Raw genomic sequence first — 22,794 nt, forward strand, 5'->3', positions numbered from 1 at the left:
TATTACTTAGTATTCCTTGGATTAAAAACGATAAGCTACGGTTAGCTTAGCGTTTCGCTCTTCTCCTGGAAGACCACCAAGGTACATTGCACTACTATAATAGTCGGTATTATCAAGGTTTTTGATGTTAAGCTGAATGTCCCAATCATTTGATACGTAGCTAATGGCAGCATCCCACACTGTGTATGAATCCACGAAGGCGTAGTCGATACCGAATGCTGATGCAGAAATAGTACGTTCATCTTCATAAGACACACCTACACTGAATTTCACTGGCGCTGGCAAAGCACTGAATACATGACTATAGGTTAACCATGCACTCGCCGTTTTTTCCGCAATACCTTTAGTTTGCTCTTCGTCTGTGCTGCTTGCAAAATCACCAGGTTCGGTAACAGGTTCTTGGTACGTTGCGTTGGTATTTAATGCCCATTGCTCATTAATATCGAAGTTAATATCAACTTCAACACCCGTAGTACGTTCTTGTTCATCGTAATAAAACTCTGGAACATCAATATTATATGCCGGATCGTCAATGTTATCTTCGTACAATGGGTTGGTGTACTGCAGGTTAGTTCTAGCGGTATCAAAGACAACAATTGAACCAAGTAACTGTTCAGACAAAGCGGTAAAACGTAGCCCTAAATCCCATGAAATTGATTCTGAATCAGGGCGGTTATTTTCTTCACTCAATGAACCTAAGACACTGTATGCAGTTCTGCCTTTAGAGTGGTTAATAAATGTAGAAATATTAGGTGTTACTTTGTAAGTAAGGCCTAAGTTATAGGTAAAACCATCATCATCAGCATCGTACTCTGGATTACCATCGCTGAATTGGTTTAAGTAAGTTTGTTTAACGGCGCCATAAGCACCGCCGAAACGCCCAGTAAAGTACTCATTGAAATAAAGCACTTCTTGGAAACTTACGCCCCAGCTTGATACATCCTTTTCATATTTACTACGTAATGAAGGGTTGTAGTCATCAAACGAGCCTGTAGGCCAGTTAGGATTACGAATATCTAAAATGTACGGCACTGCATCGCTTCGAGTATCATCGGCATCCCAGATAGACCACTGTGCATAAGACATTTCGTGATCTTCATAGTTCGCACTAAATAAGTGCTCACCTTCTACACCGCCAGCCGACCACGTATTGGTCACATCAATAAAGTACTGCCACACTTTTTCATCGGCTACAACATTACGATATTCTTGTCTGCGCGCAGCATAAGGATACAGCACATCATCAATGACCAATGGCGCACGAGGCTCTAAGTTTATGATGTCGGTACGATCTGTATACACATAGTTATAAGCACTGGTTTGACGAATGTAATCAGTTTCATACGTGCGATATTGTAATTGTTGGGTAAGCGTCCAACTATCGCTCAAGTTAATATCTTGGCGAAGTTTTACTCGAAACTCTTTACCTTGGTTTGGCTCTGAAATTGGTGAAATTAGGCTGGTATCACCTAAGTCGTATGGTTGTACACCATCGGTAGAGGTTAGCGAGGCCGCTAGTTCAGCTATTTGATCATCAGTTAGCTGCAGGCCACCACTATCCGCATCGCCATTCACTAGATCTGCTGCGGTAATGCTTCCAGCTTCGGCGTCTAATAAGGTTAAATCGAGCAGGCGAACCGGATGACCGATAGAATCAATCTGAATAGCATCGTCAATATATGCTGCGGAGATTAAAAACTTGTTGTCTGGAGAGTAGTCATATCGTAACGACGTATATAACTCGCTACGTTCATCGCTAAGACCACGATAACCGTCTGATTGTTCGTGATTAGCTACCACACGATAGGCCAAAGAGTCATTAATAGCGTTTGTTGCATCAAACATTAACGAGTAACTATCCCAGCTACCTACCGCTGCCTGTATTTCGTACCGCTCTTCAAATTGCGGCTTCTTCTCAATAAGGTTAATAATACCGCCAGCTTCACCCATACCGTAAAGGCCTGTTGCAGGGCCCTTTAGTACTTCAATGCTCTCAACGTTAGTCATTGAACGTGTGGGGTTGTAGCTATTGCCAAAATCAGCACCTGCATAGATTCCATCGTAGGTATAGTTAACCCCTAAGCCACGTATCGCAAGGTTATCACCCACCCCGTAGTTATTACCATCTTGCGTTAAGCCACTAATATTGCGAATACTTTCTTGTAGAGTGTCAACACCCTGTTCTTTTAACAAAGTTCCATCTACCAACACGACTGCCGCTGGAGTTTCCATCAAACTCATGTTTGATTTTGTTGCAGTGCCTGATTCTAGAATTAATCGATTATGGCGACCGTACACGGTAATAACATCTAGATTTTCATCAACCATTTTTTGCTCTTGAACAACGGCATTTTCGCTGTTTTCTAGCGAGCCCTTTTCCGTTGATTCTGTAGTTTGTGCTGATATAGCCGTGGTGTAAAAAATAGAGAATAGCGCAGTTGCCGCGCTAACTTTAGTCGTGTGTGTAAAGTTTATGTGCATTATGTATCCATGTTGTTAATCGCAAATGATAATCACTTTCATTATCAGGCGCGCATGGTAAATAAACACAGCTTTAAGTTCAACTTAATTTACACAACAGTTTATAGTTGAGGTTTTATGTAGATGTTGGCCATTCATCTTCGCTTATTAAATCTCTTTCAATCAGCGTATTTCGTAGCTCACTAATTTTCACTTTTAGTTCATCGCGAATGAGACGTATAGCTGGAGTAATAAGCTGCCTGCTAGGCAATACCAGCCACATTTCAGTTAGGGGAATGTGATAAGCCGGCATGACTCGCTGAAGTCGCCCGGCAAGTAAATCTTCTGCAATATCGATAACAGATTTTTTCGCTATTCCCACGCCGTCCACACACCATCGGCGCACAATGTCGCCGTCATTCACTGCGCGGTTACTTTTCACTTTCACTTTATCTTTGTCTTCACCTCTATAGAGATCCCAACCGTCGTGGGTTAGCTCGTATAATTTGTAAAGCAATGCATTATGATTGGCTAATTCTTCAGGAGTGGTAGGCTCACCATGCTTTTCTATATAGCTGGGAGATGCGCAGATAAAGTGTGGAATATTACAAATTTTGAACCCATACATATTAAGTTCTTGCACCGCGCTTTTCGTCATGGCTCGCAGCGCAACGTCTACCCCGTCGCGATAGAAGTCGACTCGGCTGTCACTTACCTGCAACCTCAGCGACACGTCTTCATGCTCATTCATAATATCGTTCAACAAAACCCGCATTAAGTTGCGGCCCATCTCAGAAGACATGGCCATTTTCACTTCGCCATTAATATCTTGCTGCTTTTCGCTGATACGCATAACACCTTGCTGCAGCAAATCTATCGCTTGCTGACATAAGGGCAGAAAACGTTCCCCTTCTGGGGATAACCGAATTTTGCGGGTGGTTCGCACAAATAGCTGAGTGCCAAGCTGTTGCTCTATGCGCTTTAGCGCGACGCTTGCGGCAGAAGAGCTGATGTCTAGTTGATTGGCCGCTGCCGTAATTGAATGCAGTTCGGCTACCTTGAGTAATACTTGCAGGTCTTCTATCTTCATAACATCTTCTTTTTCATTCGCTAGCGCTTGGTAAAATGTGACTATCGCCGTGTCAGTTCGAGGGCATAAACTTTAATCAGATTCGATTTATTATAGCGAAAACAGAGACAATAAACCTACCCACCCTATTTATTATCCACGTTTTAGCGAAAGTGTATTCGCTATTTGTCCATTTATCCACTGCCTGTCAGCTCATAAAATACACGCAAGCAATTAAGTTAAAGGGTTAAAAAATGAAATTCACAGTTAAAGCAACAACACTCGCACTTGTATTTTCAAGCGCTATGGTACTTTCTACAACGTTGACCGGCACAGCAGCGTTTGCAGCCCAGACAGCATCTAAGGTAGTGGCAGCAGACGATATTGAATGGGGTTACCTAAACCCGCTTCGTGGCGATAAAAGCCCAGGTGCAGCAGATCTTTGGGGCGATCGTACTAAAGATACGGCAACCGGTATGCTAGTACGTTTTAATAAAGGCTTTGAGTCTCCACCGCATATTCACAACATTACCTATCGCGGTATTGTGATTGAAGGCGCTATGCACAATGACGACCCAAGCGCTGAAAAAATGTGGATGCCTGCTGGTTCGTTTTGGACGCAACCTGCTGGTGAAAATCACACCACTGCAGCAAACGGCAGCGCTAATTTAATTTACTTAGAAATAGATTCTGGCCCTTACCTAGTACAACCATCTAGTGAGCATTTCGACAACGGCGAGCGCCCCCTCAACTTACACAAAGACAACATAGTGTGGTTAGACAATGCCGAGCTGCATGACACAAGTGCAACGGGTGTTTTGTCAACGTACTTGTGGGGTAACACTAGCGACTTGAATGGCTCAATGGTGAAGTTGCCAGTCGGTTTTAAAGGCAGTATCAGCACACAAGCCAATGAATTTCGCGCAGTAGTTATCGCAGGTGAAGTTGAGTATCAGTCTGGAGAGGTTAGCTCGCCTATCAGTTTGAGCGCAGGAAGCTATGTAGAGTCGACAGGCACATTTGAACATCAAATTATTAATGAAGGTAAAGGCGAAGCAACTATCTATATTCGTACCAACCGTTCATATAAAGTTTATTAACAAAGCACTTTGATAAGGCTGCATTTTAGTAGCCTTACTCTCTCAGGTAATGGCAGTTGTAACCACTTCCCCGTTTTGTAAACCATGTAGTTAAATGCGACGATTTGATGGCGTTTAGCTTTGTATTGCATAGAAAATCAAACACATCAATTAGCGTTAAAATAGTCTTATTACACTTCGCCGTTATTCCTTTCTAATCAATTAGTTGAAATACATATATAAGAGGTTGACCAGAATAGTAGAAGTTTGTAATAGTCAGGTTTTATCCTATACTAAAACTGGTTGTTTATTACATTCTTTCTTTGGCCAGTCTCGGAGCGCATTAATGAGAAAATTCCTGAGAGTAGCCAGTTTTGGCTTAGCCTCATTCACAAGTGCCGTATTAGCCCAAAGCACGCCTTCAGAATTTGCAGAATTAAGTTTTCAAGCGCTTCTCGATGTAGATATTAATGAGCAAGATACCGAGCTATCTTCACCTAACCGGTGGAGTTTTGCTGTACAGTTTAAAGCAGCAGAATTTGATGGCTATAAAATTGATGATAGTGACGTTAGTCTTGACGATGTATTGTTTTCACCAGGTGATGAACCGCGTACGGAAGCTAACTTCCCTGTGGTGCCTACGGTTATCGATCAATACGCGCAAATTGTTCAATTAGGCTACCAAGTCAATAATCGCTTAAAGCTTGGCATTCAAGTTCCGTTTATTCACCAAGAAACTGACCATATAAGTGCAGTACCAGGTTACGATAACTTTATTATTACGTCTACAGGATTAGGCGACATTGCATTGTCAGTTAGCTATTCGCTTAAAGATAATATTGATTATAGTTGGTGGGTAACTGCCGGTGTAAGCCTACCCACTGGCTCCATAGATGAAGAAGGCGATACCCCCAGAGATTCAGGTGATCAACAACTTCCCTACACCATGCAGTTAGGATCAGGTACCTACGATTTCCCTTTGGAAGTGAGTTATCAGAATAAAGGCGAACATTCCTTTTCAGTCTCGTTGTCTGCCATGCTCAGAACGGGGACTAATGATAGAAACTATCGCCTTGGGAACAACTATAAATTAAGTGGAAAGTATAATTTTCCACTATCCCAAACTACTGTTTTATTTACTGGTGCAGCCTATAGTTATTCAGACTCTATCCATGGGCAGGACGATGAAATTACGGTAGGTGGAGACTATCCCTACCCTGCCAGTATTACTAACCCTAATTTATACGGCGGTGAGAAAGTAAGTCTATCCGGTGGCATTTCATTTGTTCCTATTGACTGGTTAAAAGTAATTGCTGATGTCAGTAAACCTGTATACCAAAACTTAAATGGGCCTCAACCTCAAGAGTTGTGGCGAGCAGGCCTTCAATTCTCAGTGTTATATTAAGTGTTGTACATGCGGTATTTACTGGTTGTTATCGCTCTGACGCTAAGCTTTAGTCACTCGGCTTTTGCCGACCTAAAGAAAATTGAGAAGCTCAAAGCCGCTTATATGTTTAATTTTACGAAATTTATTAAATGGGACAGGGCGAGTTCTGAGTCTATTAATTTTTGCGTGCAAGACGATGAAGTGTTTCGACGCTTTTTAACACAGTTGGTAGAAAGCAGGCCGAGTAGCAGCGGTGCGCCTATTAGCATTGTTATGTTAGACGGTAAACAAATGTGCACCTTCGCTTATATTATTAAAAATGATGATGTCCTGCTAAATCTCAGCACCTCTACCATTTTAATAAGTGACTTCCCCGATTTGATTGACAGACCATCAGTATTTACATTTTATCAAGAAAACAATCGGTTGAGGTTTGAAATTAATTTAGCCGAGGCAGAACGACTCGAATTAACCATAAGCTCTGAATTGTTGAAGGTAGCGAAAATAAAATGATATTTCGTTCTACTTCTTTTTTCACCAAACAGCTGTTTGCCGTACTCTCGGTTAACTTTTTATCGCTATGTCTTGTAGCAGGATTACTGTATTCCAACTTTATAAGTGATTACAAAAACAACTTGGTAAATGTACTTAGCAGCCAATCTAAGTTATTAGCCTCAGCAAGCCGCTCGTCGGTGCTTTTTAATGATGCACAGTCTACTCAAGATTTACTGTTTGCGGCGTCACAGTTACAAGCCACGTTAACCGCTAAAGTATACGACGCTGAGTTTAATCTCTTTGCTGAATATTCTAGAGAAGGTGTTTTCGACCTAACCTCTCCCCAACAACTTCCTTTAGGGGAAACCTTTAAAGACGACGCCCTTTACTTTGTTGAACCTGTCGTTTTCGACCAACAAATAATTGGCTTCCTTATGTTGTCGGCAAGCACTGATTCTCTTGATTCGCAACAGCATCAAGCGTTGCTTGTAGTTATAGGCGTACTTTTGCTAAGTATGCTGCTTTCTTACTTGCTCAATTTCCGTTTACAGAAGCTCTTCACCAGCCCTATCGACAAGCTTATTTCATTAATCAGAAAGGTGGCAAAATCTCGGGAATACCATACTCGCTTGCCGGAAGTTCGCAATGATGAACTAGGGGAGTTATTTTCTGGTCTAAACGATATTTTGGCCACAGTTGAAAACCATCAAGAACAATTGAAGGCCCACAATACTGAACTTGAAAGTTTAGTGGAACTTCGAACACGCCAGCTTTACCAACGCGCTAATTATGATGCGTTAACGCATTTGCCTAATCGCCACCTTTTTGTTGAACAAATAGAACTTGCGATTAATAAAGCGAATAAGACTCGTAGTCCTTTGGCGGTAATGTTTCTCGATTTAGATCGTTTCAAGCTTATTAACGACAGCCTTGGTCATGATATTGGTGACAAAGTACTTGTCGAAGTATCAAAGAAACTCACTGAAATTGTGGTTAAACAAGACCGAGTGTCTAGGTGGGGGGGCGATGAATTTGTCGTAATGGTTGAAGAATTACACTCAAAAGATGATTTATCTTATCTTGCCAATCACATTATCGCGAGTTTAAGTGAACCTATGTTAATAGAGGGGCATCAACTTCATATTTCTACCAGTATTGGCATTGCGGTTTATGAGACCCAAGAAGAAAACGGTATTTCATTATTGAAGCATGCCGACACCAGTATGTATCACGCTAAAGAACAAGGGCCGGGTCAGTTCTGCTTTTTTAACGACGGCATGTTAGAAAACTCAATGAACCGCCTTTCTTTAGAAGGGCAACTACGACATGCACTGAAACTTGAAGATGCATTTACTATGGTGTATCAGCCTCAAATTTGTGCCAACACTGGCCACATTAAAGGTATGGAGGCCTTAATACGCTGGCAAAATGCTGAAGGCAACTATATCCCTCCTTCAGACTTTATTCCTATTGCTGAAGAAGCCGGCCTAATCAACTTACTCAGTGTTTGGATATTGAATCGTGTTAGCGCCCAAATGAATCACTGGCGAACTCAAGGCGTGCCTCTGGTGCCTGTTGCCATCAATTTACCTGCTTGTTTTATTACTCAATTAGACTGTGCCGAGCAGATTGCCGATATCATGGCATCTAACAATATTCCGCCTGAATTAATTGAAGTTGAATTGACCGAGAATACGTTTATAAGCTCTACAGAATTTGCTTTAACATCACTGAAAAAGTTAAAAAAGTTAGGCTTTAAAGTTTCCATTGATGACTTTGGCACCGGCTATTCTTGCTTAAGCTATATCTCCACACTACCTATTGATAAATTGAAAATTGATGGCAGCTTTGTACAAAAGTTAGGAAAGTCAAAATCTAACGATGGCATTGTAAGTGCAATAGTGATGCTGGCCAAAGGCCTAAACCTCGTTACAGTAGGAGAATGTGTAGAAACAGAAGACCAACTCATTCAGCTACGAGAGATGGGCTGCGATATTATTCAAGGGTATTATTACCATCCGCCTTTGCATGTTGACGCTGCAGCTAAGCTAATGCTAGACACTCACCAAACTTAAAGCTTTCCTATAAACCAACGGGTGGTAAGCCCTACGCCAATGGTTATTACCACACTGGTTAATGTTCCTAATAAAACATATTCCGTTAGCTTCTTATCTTCGCTTTTTGATAAATCACCAAATCTAAAAATAGACTTTGCAGCAAGCAGAAAACCAATAGCCGCAAATTGGTTTATCAGTACAAAAGTAAGAATAAGTAAGCGTTCTAAATAGCCTATTCGTTGCCCTGCCATGGCCAAGGTATTTTGGATTGGCAACTGAACGAGTTGTGCTGTTTCTTTTGGTTTCACCATGGAATCTAACTCTTTTGTCCACGGTGAAAGTAACTGTTTTATAAATATAGACGTCGGTTTCAAAATCACTAAATAGGCTAATACTATGGCCAGATGTTGATAATCAATGAGTAAAACTTGCTTTAACAAGGCTTCAAACTGATGAGTAAGCGCGGCCCACAATATAATGATCACAGCAATGTGCGCTAGCTGATCAAGCGTGAAAGCCAAGGTTGATGCCCTTGCGTAAGACTTTACAGCATCAATCAAAAAGTGGCTTAGTAATACCCCACCCGCTACCATCAACAGAGCGGTAAAGTCCATGTCGGCTAGGCCAGTTTCTTTTTGCGCAACAAGAGTTATGCAGGAAACCGTTACCAAAGCTATTAAGGCTAACACTCCGTGTAATAACGCATGAAAGTATAATGCATTCGACTGCAGGTGTTTGGTATTACGGCTCTCTACCCAACTACTTGGCTGAAAGTAAAAATCGCCAAGCAAATGGGCAACTATCAGCCCTATCACTATGCTAAGTTGCTCCATGCTTACAGCTCCGTTTCCAGTTCGCCCGCCATAAACGCTAAATAATCATTGATTAAGTGATATTCACTGGCGTTTAAAATACGGGTAATGTTACTTCGGGTTTTTCCTAGTGTGTTCGCTATTTGCTCATGGCCTTTATCTTCAGCATTAATATAAGCAAGTAAAGTTTCTGACTGAGTTTGAGTTAGCGAACTAATATGGCTATCAGCAAACGCAGTTAACAACCCAGTATTTTTATTAAAGACTTCGTTGCTGCTAATAATAGCTAAATGCTGAGATTTAAGGTTATCGAGCGCCCTGCCCGAGCGTACAAAGGCATCGCCGTTTCCGGTCCTAACTTGTCCATCGGTAAAGCTCACTTTTCCAATGCCGACGCTAATTCGTACATCTGTTGAAGGATTGCAAGCTTTTAGCGCTAATTTTATACAAACTGCTACATGCATCGCGCATTTAATTGTAGAGATAACAGCTTGAAAAGCATCGCCACGAAATACATCGTATTGACCTTTGTATATCTTTGTTTGCGTGTCTAGCGTAGCGGTTAATACTGAAAGTACATGTTTTAATTCCCCTTCACTTAAACGTTGGGAATTCACGATATCACCGGTGAGTACCGCCGCATGTTTATTTGTATTATCCATAACTTCCCCTTCGTAAAGCGCTACGCATTAAGTAAAGCACCAAGCATTAAACAAGACTTGCCTTGGCAAGTTTTGGCTTACGTTGACTTACGCGACTCTGCTTTCCAGATTGCCTGTATTTTTATACAGATGCAATACGCCATAGTAGATAATGTCATCGGTGCGTGCAGTTACTGTAAATAAGCACTTTCACAAAAGACACCAAAAACAATCACATTAAACAAAGTAACCATAAATAATCACTTAATCAAGGTAAAACCGTGATACCGAGTAATATTCACTCTAAAAACGCATATTCCTAAGAGCACTTGCAAAAGTAGAATGATTGCTCTACCATTAAAACACAAGGTAGAGTATTCATTCTACCTTTACTTTAACGGTATAAATTCGGAAGTGATAATGACACCAGATGAACGAAAGAATGACATTGCTGCACGTCTTGAAAGTGCGTTTAGCATAAATGGTTTTACCCAGCCTAATGTCGCCTCTTTAAAGGAGCAAACAGGGACTACACTCAAAACCCTGTATAAATATTTTCCTTCTAAAGAAGATATGATAATTGGTGCGCTTGATCACCGCCACCAGCGGTATTTATCATTTCTGGCCACAGACTGCCCTGACGATTTACATGGCGCGGTAAAACATGTGTTCGATCGTCTTGCTTTATGGCTTGCGCAATATGCACCTAACGGCTGTATGTCATTACAAGCATTATCTAGCTATCCCAACTATGTACAGGTAACGACTGCCGTAAACACCCACAAGGCCGATGTCCGCCAATGGCTTTTCGATTTAACAGGTAATGATTCACTGTCGAACTCCCTATTCATATTACATGAAGGCATGTCTGCTGCTTGGCCGACTATGGGCGAAGAAACCCTAGATACTACCCAGGTAATGCTAAACCAAATACTTAAAGAACATGGCTTAACTTAACGGAGACTTTTTATGTCACAACTTCCATCACAAATGAAAGGGGTAGTACTTACCCATCACGGCGACCTTGATGCATTGAGTATCCGTAACGATCTAGCTTTGCCGGTTCCCGCTGCAACCGATGTGGTGATTAAAGTCGCCGCGGCTGGTGTAAATAATACCGATATTAATACCCGCAAAGGATGGTATTCAAAAGGCGATAACGATGCAGAAGATGCATCGTGGTCTGGCACACCACTACCGCTTCCCCTTGTTCAAGGCGCAGATGTATGCGGCTATATTGTAGCAGTAGGTAGCGAAGTAGACGCGAATCGAATTGGTGAGCGAGTCATTATAGAGCCAAGCTTATCAGAAGCGGATGGCATTGAATTAAGCTCACCGTGGTACTTTGGATCTGAATGTGACGGTGGCTTTGCAGAATACACAAAAGTAGCCGCTAAGCACGCCCATGCGGTAAACTCAACACTAACTGATGCCGAGCTTGCGTCATTTCCATGTTCATATTCTACCGCCGAAAACATGTTGCATCGGGCTGCAGTATCTAAAGGCGATAGAGTGCTTATTACTGGGGCTTCTGGTGGTGTAGGCTCTGCGGCCTTACAACTAGCCAAAGCGCGAGGCGCTTTTGTGGTAGCTATCACCAGTGAATCGAAACAAGAGGCACTAAAAGCACTTGGCGCAGACGATACGCTAACACGCGATTGTAATTGGTTAGCTTATGCGAAAGATAAGCTCTTTGATGTGGTAATAGATTTAGTGGCTGGGCCTAGGTGGCCAGAGCTGCTTGATATGATGCGCCCCTTTGGTCGCTATGCCGTATCCGGTGCTATTGCTGGCCACACAGTGCCATTAGATGTGCGAACGCTATATTTAAAAGATTTACAATTATTGGGCTGTACTGTGCTTTCAGAAGAGGTATTCGGCAACCTAGTTAAACGTATTGAAGCGGGTGATATAGCACCACTTGTGTCTAAAACCTACCCGATTGAAGACATCAAACAAGCACAAGTAGACTTCGAACAAAAAGCGCATATTGGAAAGTTTGTGCTTACGTTTTAATCTGATTAGGTATTAACGTCGGTTTCTAAAGGCTTTGCGGGTTCCCACACATCAACACGATTACGCCCTAGCGATTTAGCCAGATAGAGTGCAGTATCGGCTCGTTCTATTAATTCGTTTGGGCTAATTGGGTGGCAATGTAACATAGTAGACACCCCCAAACTTATGGTAAGCCTTTTCCCATAACTCGACAGTTCGAAAGGTATGGCCGCTTGCTCAATACTCTTACGTATTCGCTCGGCCACTTGTATTGCAGTATCTGTGTCCGTGTAAGGCAAAATTACAACAAACTCTTCCCCACCGTACCGTGCAACGACATCGTCATTGCCAACACAGGTTTTCTTAAGTATTTCAGCAACCTGAATTAGTGCGCTATCGCCTGCCACATGACCATAATAATCGTTATACGCTTTAAAGTTATCTACATCTATTAGCAATAGACTTAGCGGTGTATTACTAGTAAGGCTCTTATCAATGTCAGCTTGCAGAGTATTATCAAATAACCTTCTATTGGCGATACCGGTTAAGCCATCAATATTGGCTAATTTTGCTAACTTGCTATTAGCATTAATTAATTGCTGCTGTGCATCATGAAGTGCCCGCTCGTTATGTGCATTTTGTAACGTATTCGCCAACATTTGAGCTATGCGCTGTAAGTATTTAATATCATGGTCGCGCCACGTGTATGGAATACCTGTAATATCACAGCCAATAAAACCAAAAATACCATTATCTAGCTCAATTGAAACACAAAGGATAGAGCAGATACGCTCTCGCTCAAACTCCTCTCTCTCGCCCTTGGCCTCTGTAGGCAAGTATGCGACATTATTCACCTTGAACAAGCCTTCCTGTTTAAGCTTTCTATCTAGGTAAGGCATAGTATCCATTGGCAAAGCTTGAAGGTCGTCTTTATAAGGAAGTACCCCTGCCGCTACCCACTCATGGGTATTAGTGGCAAATTGCGCGTTATCATAGAACTTAAATAAGTAGCAGCGATCAAGATCACAAAACTCACCAAACGCGCCTAATACGCCGTCTATAAGATCATCAACTTTATCGTTAGCAGCATTAATAAGTTGAGAAGACAATGTGGCAAGCAGCCCATTAAAAGCAATATGCTTACCCACAGGTGAAGACTCTTCAGGTGGAATGAATAAGTTGTTTTGAACCGCCTTTGCGTTAATGACCACCCAGCTAACATCATTGAAAGTGACCACTGAGCTTTCCAGAAAAAACTGAATACCTTGCTCACGGGTTTGAATTCGCACCCACTGGCAAAGGTGCAATGTTTCTTCTGCAATGGAGAATGGATGCTGGCTGCCGGTGAGTTCTTCTTTAGTAATAGGATCGTAAAAACGTAAACTTTGAAGAAACGCATTCGTTACCGCTATCTCGCCGAATTGTCGAGCAAACGCAGTACTTACATCGAACTCAGGATCACCAATAGGCTTGAATAACAAGCAGGTGGGGAGTTGACGTAGTAACTTAATGCCTTCATTTGGCTCCACATATACCCCTTATAGAAGTTAAGTAATTAGCTATTACTTTAGTACATATTCATAAAACACGCTTTTCAGCGATTAGCTTTAACTGTGAGAATGTTTGCAGTAATCCATTACAAGGAACTTACGTAATAAGTTACAGCAACTATGTTTCACCATAGTTTCTTTCCTAAGGACACGAGGTAACTTATGGATGGGTTAATATGAATGAATCAATAAGTGGGCTTTTGGATAAGTTAGTTGATGAAGACGGTGGCGAAAAGCAAAGTGCAGCAGATATTATCGCTCGCTTTGAAGACAGAGGGTTTGGCCCGCTATTACTTATACCCTCCTTGATTGCCCTCCTTCCTACTGGTGCCATCCCAGGCGTACCTTCCTTGTGTGGCATCACACTATTTTTAATTTGCATACAAGTAGCACTAGGTAGAAGTACACCTTGGTTGCCGAATAAAATTACTAACCAGGAAATTCAGCAAGATAAACTACAAAGCGCGGTAGAACGTGCAAAGCCTTATGTTAAAAAAACCGAAAAGCTATTAAAACCGCGATTCACAGCCTTATCTAAATCACCTTGGAAAAATATGGTGGCAGCTTATTGTGCTTTTGCCTCGTTGTGTATGATCCCGCTAGAAGTAGTGCCCTTCGCTGTCGCACTCCCCGCCTCAGCGTTAACGTTAACCGCAATAGGCATGACCAATCGGGATGGGGTGTTTATTGGATTAGGAATGATAATTCAGTTAGGCACTGTGTATTTAACGCTAACAATATCTGGGCTGCTTTAAATCAATAAAAGCTAACTGAATGACAACAATCGTTAACGATTAAACGGCATTTTTAACAGCGCTATTATGCCTGCATTGTCATTAGTGGCGGGGTAGTCTTTTTGACCTATGGCAATATCTTCATCACGCATGGTTGCACGGCTTTTAAAACTACCAAATAGCTTGTCCCACCAAGACACGCTGAAGCCAAAGTTAGTATTAGATTCTTCTTTACGTTGGCTGTGATGAATGCGATGCAACCGCTGGGTAATAATAAGCATCCCAATTCTGTCATCCCACTTCTGTGGCAGTCGAATATTTGCATGGTTAAATAGGGCAAACCCATTCAAACCAACTTCGAAAATAACTATCGCAATAGCAGGTACCCCAAAAGCGACAACCACCACCGCTTTAATGAACAAGCTTAATATAATTTCGATAGGATGAAAGCGAAGCCCTGTGGTGGTATCTACGTGGCTGTCAGCGTGATGCATTTTATGAATACGCCATAGAAGAGGAATTTTATGAAACAGCCGATGCTGCCAATAAATCACCATATCTAACAGCAATACACTAAAAGCGACCACAACCCAGTGGCTCATACTTAGGCTGTTGAATAACCCCACATTAGTATTATCAGCCCACAAGGCCACACCGACTAAACTGGCAGGCAGTACTACCCTTGAACACAGCGCGCCTAATACCACCATACTCAGATTGCCTTTCCACCGGCTGGCGCGCCCCAATATCGATTGCCTCGCTGGCAGCCATGCTTCTAGCACAGCCATTATCGTGAATATGCCTAAAAACAGGCTAACTCGAACAAGTGCAGTGTTATCCACTATGACTTCTCTTTTTCTTTGTTACTACAATAGTCATCAATGCCTTCTACGGCTTTAAGGGTGGTAAAACCACTGTAAACTCGGGTGATGATGGTAATGCCACACGCTGCCGCGAAAACATAAGCCAACACCGGAAAATACGCCGGCCATATACAAAATGCTAAAAACAAGAGTATGGTTTCGGTGCCTTCGGTGAGCCCCTGCATATAGTAAAAACTCTTATTCTTGAACTGTGGTTTTTCGATATTGAATTTTTCTGCGGCGACGGCGAAGGCCAAAAAACTACTACCCGTTCCTACAAACGCGGCCATTAGCACTAACGCAGGTACGCCCCATTCACTAGGGTTAGCAACACCAAAAGCTAACGGTACTGCCGCGTAAAATAGAAAGTCTAAACAAATATCTAAAAAACCACCTGCACTGCTGCTACTTTGCTGAAAGCGTGCTAGTTCGCCATCGATACCGTCGAATACTCGGTTCGCTACAATACAAATGAATGCCAATACCCACCACCCATTAATAATGGCAGGAACCGCCAGCATACCAATAACAAAACCAGCCAAGGTAACTTGATTCGGGGTAACGCAAGCTTTGCTAAGCGCCACTATCATGGGCCTTAACAGCGGCTTTATATAAGGCGTAACTTTAGCATCTAACATGTCTCTATCTCTATTAAGTGCCCTTGGGCAGCTTCTACGTCGTCGTTGTCGTGCGTAACTAATAAGGTAGGTAGGCCACGCACTTTAAGCTGCCCGAATACCCAGGTTCGCATTTGAGTTTTGGTGGTAGCATCTAATTTACTAAATGGCTCATCGAGTAACACCACACTCGGTGCCGCAGCCAACGTTCGTAACAACGCGATACGCGCCTGTTGACCGCCCGATAAGGTTTGTACCGGCCGATGTTGTAAATCGCTAAGACCCACTTCGGCTAACATTTCACTAACCCGTTGCTCGCGCTGCGCTTTATTAAGCGCACTAGAAGGCAATGCAAACGCAATATTTTGCCCAACGGTCATATGTTCAAAAAGCAAAGGATCTTGATATAGCACGCCTACCCCACGTTTGTGAGCTGGCATGTCATTAATGCACTTATCATTGATGTATATACTTCCTGTCATAGAAAAAGGCGCAGTTAACTGCCCGGCAATCGTGTTCAATAAGGTTGATTTGCCAGAGCCGCTTGGCCCCATAATAGAAAGCACTTCCCCAGGTTTAATTACTTCATCGAGTGAAAGCAAGGTATCTGTGTATCGAAACAAACTCACCTTATCTAGTTTCAAGGTCATAATTTCGATTTCCTTGTTTGCAGAAGCGTATAGCGCCCCATCGGGTTAAAACAAATTGTGGGCAGCCACCACGCCAATATAAAGCCTAATAAGGGCATTAGCGTTTGTACTATTACGTACACCGCCGTTAACCGAGCACTACTGCCCGATGCCGCTGCCACCGCCTCTGTGGTAACGGTAGCAATACGCCCGCCGGTACTTAGTAAGGTAGGCAAATACTGGCTAAAACTAATGGCAAGCCCTAACGCAAACGCCACCAGCATGGGGGCAAACAATAAGGGTAGTTTTATTTTTACAAACACCTGCCATGGCGTTTTTCCCATGCCATAAGCTACTTGAATATATCTAGGATCAAACTTTCGGTAGGCCACCGCTAACGAGATAAACACATAGGGCAACACATACACAAGGTGGCTAATAAACAAATGAAACCACACCGCCTCGTTAAAATAAGCTAATTGAAACCACACTAAGCCATATAAAAACGCCACGCCTGGCACTAGCAGTGGTAAAAACAAAGTAACTGAAAGCAACGCCCCTGCCCACCCGTTAAAGTAAGAAGAGGGTTTGCTTTTATGCCTGTTACCCCCGATATTGCCGCTATTCCCGTTCAAAGATTCTGCTTCTAACGCTAAGGTAGCGACTATTACCGAAAAGCCGCTCACTAACACAGCAAGCAACACGGTATTGTTAAAAGGTTCAGCCAGTGCAGCTAGCGTGGTTTGCCAATGCAGCAAAGTTAGCCCCTCTGGTAAAAAAGCAGGAAATTGCCAAAAGGTGGCAAAAGACCAGAGTAATGTGCTGATGATAATCGAGAGTATTAGTAGCGTATAAATGGCCACTATGGCGTAGGCGACTATAGCACTAAGAGTTTGCCCTGTATGCCGATGTCCATTTGAATAGAAGCGAGCTTGTGCATGCTTCGCTACTTTTTCACCCACTATCCATACGCTAATAGCCACTAAAGTGACAGCGACTTGAAGCAATGCAGCGGACGATGCCTGAAAGCGCATCGACAAATCAACATGATTAAACCATTGCACTACCGCCACGGCTAACGTGGGCGGGTTATTGGGCCCTGACAGCAAGGGGATTTCCACATTAGCCGTAGCATAAGCTAACACTGCCAATAGAGGTAAACGTACTTGGGGATAAACAATGGGGAAAATAGCTTTGAAAAACACAGTTACCGGTGAATACCCTAGGGCAGTGGCACTTTTAAAATAACCATCAAACTTACGTTTAATTTGTGGCTGCGACATCACACTTACTGCCATTAAAAACACAAACGGCAGTTCTTTAAGTGCCAACGCGATAATAATAGATATACCGTAACTGTCGTACGGAAATGCCCACGTCGGCGGCAATAGCGTACTGGCGCCATCTACACTTATTGCGTCACTTACCCCTATACTACTTAGTATGTTACTCACATTTGTAACAATGCTCGAAAAGAAGCCTGAAGGTGATAGCACAAACAACAGCGCAATAGCCGCAGCCGCATGGGGCAAAACTAAAAGCGGACTTAGCCAAGTTTGTATCTTATTTAAATAGGATGAATGATAAAACACCGCTAGAAGCAAAAAGGCACTTGCAACCGAAAGTAACGTAGCTATTAAGCCGGTGAAAAACGATAGCAACATCATTTTACCCATGCCATCTATTGCAAATAACCGCCCAAACACATCGAATGTAAAATTATGAGCATCCAAAGCCGGAAAATAACCAAAGGCAGGTAACACCACGCCAACTAGCCCCGCCAATACCGGTAGGCTTAACAGCAAAATAAGCAACGCCCGCACGCTGAGCGTTATGCGTTGAAAAAGCGTCATATTGCGAAGCCATTGAGTTCGTGAATGCACCGATATTAGAACCGACATTAGAACCGTTCACCATAACGGTCAAACCACGCTTGTCGTATCGCATCTGTCCAACTGCTATGAGGTTCAGCGAAAAGTGGCAATGTCTTTTCTTTATTTAGCGCAGAATCATGGTGTGATATAGGTTTAAACAACGCTTTGTCGTGGGCAGTAAGCATGGAAAAGTCGAGTACTGAATCGTCACCCCATACCGCCAACTGCTGCTTTTTCGCTTGAGCCTGAGGAGATAATAAAAAATTTACCACTTGTTTAGCAGCTGCAATATTTTCGGTGTTATAGGTAATACCGATAAAATGCACGTTCGCTAAGCTGCCATCTTCCATCGCGTAAGTGCGAATGCTTTTAGGTAAGTCAAATCGGTTTACTGCACTGGGTATTTCGGCGGCGGTAAACGAAAATGCCAATAGTAATTCGCCGGTTCCCATTAGTCGTTGAAGCTGCGAAGCTTGGCGTAACATATAATCGCCCTGTTTATACATAAGAGGGTGTAACACATCTAAGTATTCATAAAGCGCGGGGGTGATTTTCGCTAATGCAGTGTCAGTTACCGGCTTATATAACAAGTCTTGATGGTCTTGGTTTAACGCTATCGCCGCATACTTTAAAAAGCTTATGCCCAAATAATCGTTGGGTAATGGATAGGTGAATCGACCCGGGTATTGTTTGGCGAAGGCAAGTAATTCATGAATGTTGAGCGGAGGATTTTCTACAAACTGATTATTATAATAAAACACCATAGATGCCTTGCCCCACGGTGCTTCTTGTCCGTCGGTAGCAATACCAAAATCGGTGGTCATGGCAGGGTTTCGAGACGGATTCGTGAGGGCAAAATTAGGAATGCTATTAGCCCAGTCTTTCAATAATAAATCGTGGCGTTTCATGGCAGCAAAATTTTCGCCATTAATCCAAATTAAGTTCACACTACCTTGGTTGTTGTTACCCGCCGCTTTTTCAGCGAGTACCCGAGAAACCGCATCACTGGTATCGGCTAGTTTCACATGGTTCAAGGTAATATTATATTGGTCGCTTACTTGCTGGCCTACCCACTGAATATACCCATTCACTTGGGCACTGCCGCCCCACGCATGAAACTGCACCGTAGGCGAATCGCCTAGCTTTTGATTAGAAGCTTGTGCCTGATTTAAAGCTGGTGATTGATTTTGAGGCTGGCCTTTTAAAGGAGAATTTGTTGGAGCTTCGGCATTGTTTTGAGCATGGATGCTTGTTTCTGCAGGTTCAGATGCATAAGCCACCGTAGTAGCAAAAATAAAGGCCGATATTGCGCTTACAATTTCTTTTGAAATAACACGTAAATTGACATGTGAATCAACACCTAGCTCAAAAGACGTACGTAGTGGCGCTAGGCAAAACAGTCTGCCTAGCGCCGCTAATAGTAAATTACTCTTGGTCATTCAACGCCCAGTTGTAATCCAAAAACTCAATGTCGATATTCCCTGACATAATCGCTTTTATGTCACTGTCATCAAGTGGCGAACCATCTTTGAATAAAAGCGCATCATCATGCTGAGCTATAAATCCAGCTAAGCTTGCTGAATCACGCCATTTCATTTCAAAGTCTTCTTTATACCAACTGAAAATTTTCGAAATGTGTAGGGTATTCCCATCATAATAGTTGCGGCTATTGTCAGATAAAAAACGAACGGTTTGTTGTTCTAATTGTTCATCTAACTTATCGCCCACATAGGCTTCTTCACGTAATGCAGGGCAACCAATACTGGCGCAGTTTACCGCAAAGTGAATACGAGGTTCATTATACACACCCTTTTCACGAATAAGTCCGTGTTCTATATCATCAAGGCTACGCTTTTCACCTAACAGTGGTGCAAAAGCTTGCTTCCACGGTGATGAAAAGAAACCACCAATGTCACGAATAGAGGTTAAGTCTGGGTAACGGGTTAATATTAAATCGATGGTATACGCATTGTATGCGTTAATTAAAAACGCTAACTGCGTGTTTTTATCCCACTGTTCAAACGTATCTTTCGACACTGCCGATAGGCTTTTTAGATAAGCATTAAGTTCAGTTTGCGACGATTTAAAGCCCGCATAGTTAACCTGTGTGCTCGTGCCTTTAATTTCCACTCCATCACCACTGGTAACAGGATTAATAGGCACAACATATTTAGCTAGCATTACTGAATATGCTTCATGTAGAGAAGCTTCAGCGTGAGCTACCACTGGCATAGCCAGTAGTAACACCCCCATTGCCGATGAAACTAACCTTGACGCTAGCTTTGACACCCGCTTTGAAATTGCACCCGATTTTTTTAGCGTTATCGTATTCATAGAAAACATAATATTTACTCGCTTATTAACCACGACGCCACGTGTGGAATTTTTCCACATAGCTTAGTAATTTTTCTGGTGTGTTCGCTCGTTTCCATGTGCCAGCAGCATTTTTGGCACCCTCGGCCCACGTTGGGTAAGCGTGAATAGTGCCAAGTAATTTGTTAAGGCCCAAATCGTGTTTCATGGCTAATACAAATTCTGCTAATAAATCGCCAGCATGTTCAGAAACAATGGTTACCCCTAAAATTTTGTCTTTTCCCGGCGGAGTAAGTACTTTAATGAAACCTTTAATTGCGCTTTCAGCAATGGCTCTATCAAGTTCTTCAAACTCGTAGCGAGTTACTTCAACGTCAATACCCTGCTCTGCTGCATCATTTTCATTAAGGCCAACTCGTGCCACTTCAGGGTCGATAAAGGTCGTCCATGGAATAACACGGTAATCCACTTTGAATTTTTTGAAGGTACCAAATAAGGCATTCACTGCGGCATACCACGCATGGTGTGCAGCAACGTGAGTAAACTGATACGGCCCTACTACATCGCCCGCCGCAAAGATGTTTGGCATCAAGGTTTGTAGGTATTCATCGGTTTCGATGGTGCGATCAAACTGAATACCTAACTCTTCTAAGCCAAAGCCGTTAAGACGTGCTTTACGCCCTACCGCCACTATGACTTCATCGTATTCAATAGCGCTTTCATTGCCATCTTTGGCGACTACAAGGGTTTTAACGCCATCTTTATTTTCAAAACGAAGGGCATCGTGACTGGTTAACACGTTCACGCCACTATCGCGAAGTACGGTTTCTGAAAATTCAGCGACTTCTTTGTCTTCTCGGCCCATAAGGTGCGGTGCACGCTCAACTTGGGTTACTTCACTGCCCAAACGTGCGAAGGCTTGTGCTAGTTCACACCCAATTGGGCCGCCACCTAATACAATCATGCGCTTAGGAGTTTCATCTAATTCAGCAAAACGGCTCCATAAAGTATCAGATGTTACATAACCACTCTCTTCAATGCCTGGCAAGGGTGGTACAAATGGGCTTGCACCTGTCGCCACGACAATACTTTTGGTCGTTAAGGTTTGCATACCGCCGTCGTTTTGCTTTATTTCCACAGTCCAAGGGTCGATAATTTTTGCGTAGCCTTTCACTACATCTACACCCAAACCTGTGTAGCGTTCTACACTGTCGACCGGCGCAATAGTCGCAATAACATTATGTACACGCTGCATCACCGTTTTGAATGACATAGTAGGTTCAACGTTGTGCAAGCCGTAGTTTTCAGCGTTACGCATCTGGTTGGCTACTTTGGCCGTTTTGATGAGGGCTTTACTTGGCACGCAACCATAGTTCAAACAGTCACCGCCCATTTCACCGGCTTCCACTAGCGTTACTTTCGCTTTTACCGCTGCGGCAATATAACTGGTGACTAAGCCACCCGCGCCCGCACCAATAACAATAAGGTTCCTGTCGAATTTAGCAGGCTTTTTATAGCCTTTGTAAACGCGGCGGCGTTCAACAAACGCCACAATAGCCTTGGCAATCCACGGGAATATACCGAGTAATACAAACGATAAAATAAGCCCTGGCGATACAATGCCCGACAAGCTGTCTATTTGCGCAAGCTGTGTACCAGCATTTACGTAAACTACAGTACCCGCCAACATGCCTACTTGGCTTACCCAGTAGAATGTCCATGTTTTAATTGATGTTAAGCCCATCAGTAGATTAATTAAGAAGAACGGAAATACGGGCACTAAGCGCAATGTGAACAAGTAGAACGCACCTTGTTTTTCAACGCCTTCATCAATCTTTTTAAGCTTTTCGCCAAAACGCTTTCTTACCGTATCGCGCAGAATAAAGCGTGCCACTAAGAAGGCTACGGTAGCCCCTACGCTAGAAGCAAAAGATACAATAATAAAGCCTTGCACCAGCCCAAATAACGCACCTGCGGCTAAGGTAAGAATGGCCGCACCAGGCAACGACAAGGCCGTTACTGCCACATAAATTGCGAAGAAAACACCGATACTCACAAGTGGGTTTTCTTCAATTTGTTGTGTGAAGGTATCTAACGACCCTTTCAACCCTTCAAGGGTAAGATAGGTATTTAAATCAAAGTAAAAAAAGCCAATGACGGCAGCCACCAATACGGCGACAAGTGCAATTTTCTTGAACATGTTTTATTCCTTAATTGCG

19 protein-coding genes are annotated in these 22,794 nt (G+C 42.9%); 7 read left to right on the top strand and 12 right to left on the bottom strand.

Annotated features, from left to right (window positions below; genetic code table 11):
• Nucleotides 1-21 precede the first annotated feature (21 nt).
• Together Q4561_RS03430 and Q4561_RS03435 are read right to left on the bottom strand one after the other, a co-directional pair.
• The gene (locus tag Q4561_RS03430) at nucleotides 22-2,481 is read right to left on the bottom strand and encodes a TonB-dependent siderophore receptor (protein WP_303457596.1); all 2,460 of its coding nucleotides are present in this window, start codon (nucleotides 2,479-2,481) and stop codon (nucleotides 22-24) included.
• Between the two features lie 115 nt (nucleotides 2,482-2,596).
• Nucleotides 2,597-3,550, bottom strand: a complete 954-nt coding sequence (locus tag Q4561_RS03435; protein WP_303457598.1) for a LysR family transcriptional regulator — start codon at nucleotides 3,548-3,550, stop codon at nucleotides 2,597-2,599.
• A gap of 233 nt (nucleotides 3,551-3,783) precedes the next feature.
• Here Q4561_RS03435 and Q4561_RS03440 point away from each other — a divergent pair, with 233 nt between their 5' ends.
• The 4 genes from Q4561_RS03440 (at nucleotide 3,784) to Q4561_RS03455 (ending at nucleotide 8,565) form a co-directional block, all read left to right on the top strand.
• Nucleotides 3,784-4,629, top strand: a complete 846-nt coding sequence (locus Q4561_RS03440) for a DUF4437 domain-containing protein (RefSeq protein WP_303457599.1) — start codon at nucleotides 3,784-3,786, stop codon at nucleotides 4,627-4,629.
• Between the two features lie 325 nt (nucleotides 4,630-4,954).
• Nucleotides 4,955-6,013, top strand: a complete 1,059-nt coding sequence (locus Q4561_RS03445) for a hypothetical protein (RefSeq protein ID WP_303457600.1) — start codon at nucleotides 4,955-4,957, stop codon at nucleotides 6,011-6,013.
• 9 nt (nucleotides 6,014-6,022) lie between these two features.
• The gene (locus Q4561_RS03450) at nucleotides 6,023-6,508 is read left to right on the top strand and encodes a YfiR family protein (protein ID WP_303457601.1); all 486 of its coding nucleotides are present in this window, start codon (nucleotides 6,023-6,025) and stop codon (nucleotides 6,506-6,508) included.
• A complete protein-coding gene (locus tag Q4561_RS03455) occupies nucleotides 6,505-8,565 on the top strand; it encodes an EAL domain-containing protein (RefSeq protein WP_303457602.1) in 2,061 nt (686 codons plus the stop codon). The genes Q4561_RS03450 and Q4561_RS03455 overlap by 4 nt, the downstream gene beginning before the upstream one ends.
• On the opposite strand, the gene Q4561_RS03460 is transcribed toward Q4561_RS03455, so the two are convergent.
• A complete protein-coding gene (locus Q4561_RS03460) occupies nucleotides 8,562-9,380 on the bottom strand; it encodes a DUF3307 domain-containing protein (RefSeq protein ID WP_303457603.1) in 819 nt (272 codons plus the stop codon). The genes Q4561_RS03455 and Q4561_RS03460 overlap by 4 nt on opposite strands.
• Before the next feature lie 2 nt (nucleotides 9,381-9,382).
• Entirely contained in the window at nucleotides 9,383-10,021 is a 639-nt protein-coding gene (locus Q4561_RS03465) for a hypothetical protein (protein ID WP_303457604.1), read from the bottom strand.
• Nucleotides 10,022-10,420: 399 nt separating this feature from the next.
• Here Q4561_RS03465 and Q4561_RS03470 point away from each other — a divergent pair, with 399 nt between their 5' ends.
• Nucleotides 10,421-10,957 (top strand): TetR/AcrR family transcriptional regulator, encoded by a 537-nt coding sequence (locus Q4561_RS03470; protein ID WP_303457605.1) that lies wholly within the window; start codon nucleotides 10,421-10,423, stop codon nucleotides 10,955-10,957.
• A 12-nt stretch (nucleotides 10,958-10,969) separates the two neighbouring features.
• The gene (locus tag Q4561_RS03475; protein ID WP_303457606.1) at nucleotides 10,970-12,016 is read left to right on the top strand and encodes an alcohol dehydrogenase family protein; all 1,047 of its coding nucleotides are present in this window, start codon (nucleotides 10,970-10,972) and stop codon (nucleotides 12,014-12,016) included.
• 5 nt (nucleotides 12,017-12,021) lie between these two features.
• Here Q4561_RS03475 and Q4561_RS03480 read toward each other — a convergent pair whose 3' ends face one another.
• The gene (locus tag Q4561_RS03480) at nucleotides 12,022-13,524 is read right to left on the bottom strand and encodes a diguanylate cyclase (RefSeq protein ID WP_303457608.1); all 1,503 of its coding nucleotides are present in this window, start codon (nucleotides 13,522-13,524) and stop codon (nucleotides 12,022-12,024) included.
• 197 nt (nucleotides 13,525-13,721) lie between these two features.
• Between Q4561_RS03480 and Q4561_RS03485 the strand changes: the two genes are divergently transcribed.
• Nucleotides 13,722-14,300, top strand: a complete 579-nt coding sequence (locus tag Q4561_RS03485; protein WP_303457609.1) for an exopolysaccharide biosynthesis protein — start codon at nucleotides 13,722-13,724, stop codon at nucleotides 14,298-14,300.
• Nucleotides 14,301-14,332: 32 nt separating this feature from the next.
• Here the strand turns inward: Q4561_RS03485 and Q4561_RS03490 are convergent, their stop codons facing one another.
• Genes Q4561_RS03490 through Q4561_RS03520 form a run of 7 tightly spaced genes read right to left on the bottom strand, consistent with a single transcriptional unit; the run spans nucleotide 14,333 to nucleotide 22,775 of the window.
• Complete coding sequence (locus Q4561_RS03490) at nucleotides 14,333-15,121, bottom strand: sterol desaturase family protein (RefSeq protein WP_303457611.1); 789 nt, start codon at nucleotides 15,119-15,121, stop codon at nucleotides 14,333-14,335.
• Nucleotides 15,121-15,780 carry a CDP-alcohol phosphatidyltransferase family protein gene (locus tag Q4561_RS03495; protein WP_303457612.1) on the bottom strand — a complete coding sequence of 220 codons (660 nt, stop codon included), beginning with the start codon at nucleotides 15,778-15,780 and terminating at the stop codon, nucleotides 15,121-15,123. The genes Q4561_RS03490 and Q4561_RS03495 overlap by 1 nt, the downstream gene beginning before the upstream one ends.
• Nucleotides 15,774-16,409 (bottom strand): ATP-binding cassette domain-containing protein, encoded by a 636-nt coding sequence (locus Q4561_RS03500; RefSeq protein ID WP_303457613.1) that lies wholly within the window; start codon nucleotides 16,407-16,409, stop codon nucleotides 15,774-15,776. The genes Q4561_RS03495 and Q4561_RS03500 overlap by 7 nt, the downstream gene beginning before the upstream one ends.
• Complete coding sequence (locus Q4561_RS03505; RefSeq protein ID WP_303457614.1) at nucleotides 16,406-18,241, bottom strand: ABC transporter permease; 1,836 nt, start codon at nucleotides 18,239-18,241, stop codon at nucleotides 16,406-16,408. Before Q4561_RS03505 ends, Q4561_RS03500 begins: the two co-directional genes overlap by 4 nt.
• Before the next feature lie 47 nt (nucleotides 18,242-18,288).
• Entirely contained in the window at nucleotides 18,289-19,701 is a 1,413-nt protein-coding gene (locus Q4561_RS03510) for an ABC transporter substrate-binding protein (protein ID WP_303457615.1), read from the bottom strand.
• Nucleotides 19,688-20,605, bottom strand: coding sequence for a DUF547 domain-containing protein (locus tag Q4561_RS03515; RefSeq protein WP_303457616.1), 918 nt, complete (start codon nucleotides 20,603-20,605; stop codon nucleotides 19,688-19,690). The genes Q4561_RS03510 and Q4561_RS03515 overlap by 14 nt, the downstream gene beginning before the upstream one ends.
• A 16-nt stretch (nucleotides 20,606-20,621) precedes the next feature.
• Nucleotides 20,622-22,775: an FAD-dependent oxidoreductase gene (locus Q4561_RS03520; protein WP_303457617.1), complete on the bottom strand. Its 2,154-nt coding sequence runs from the start codon at nucleotides 22,773-22,775 to the stop codon at nucleotides 20,622-20,624.
• Between the last annotated feature and the right edge of the window lie 19 nt (nucleotides 22,776-22,794).

The sequence above is a fragment of the Alteromonas sp. 1_MG-2023 genome (assembly GCF_030547075.1).
Taxonomy (GTDB): Bacteria; Pseudomonadota; Gammaproteobacteria; order Enterobacterales; family Alteromonadaceae; genus Alteromonas.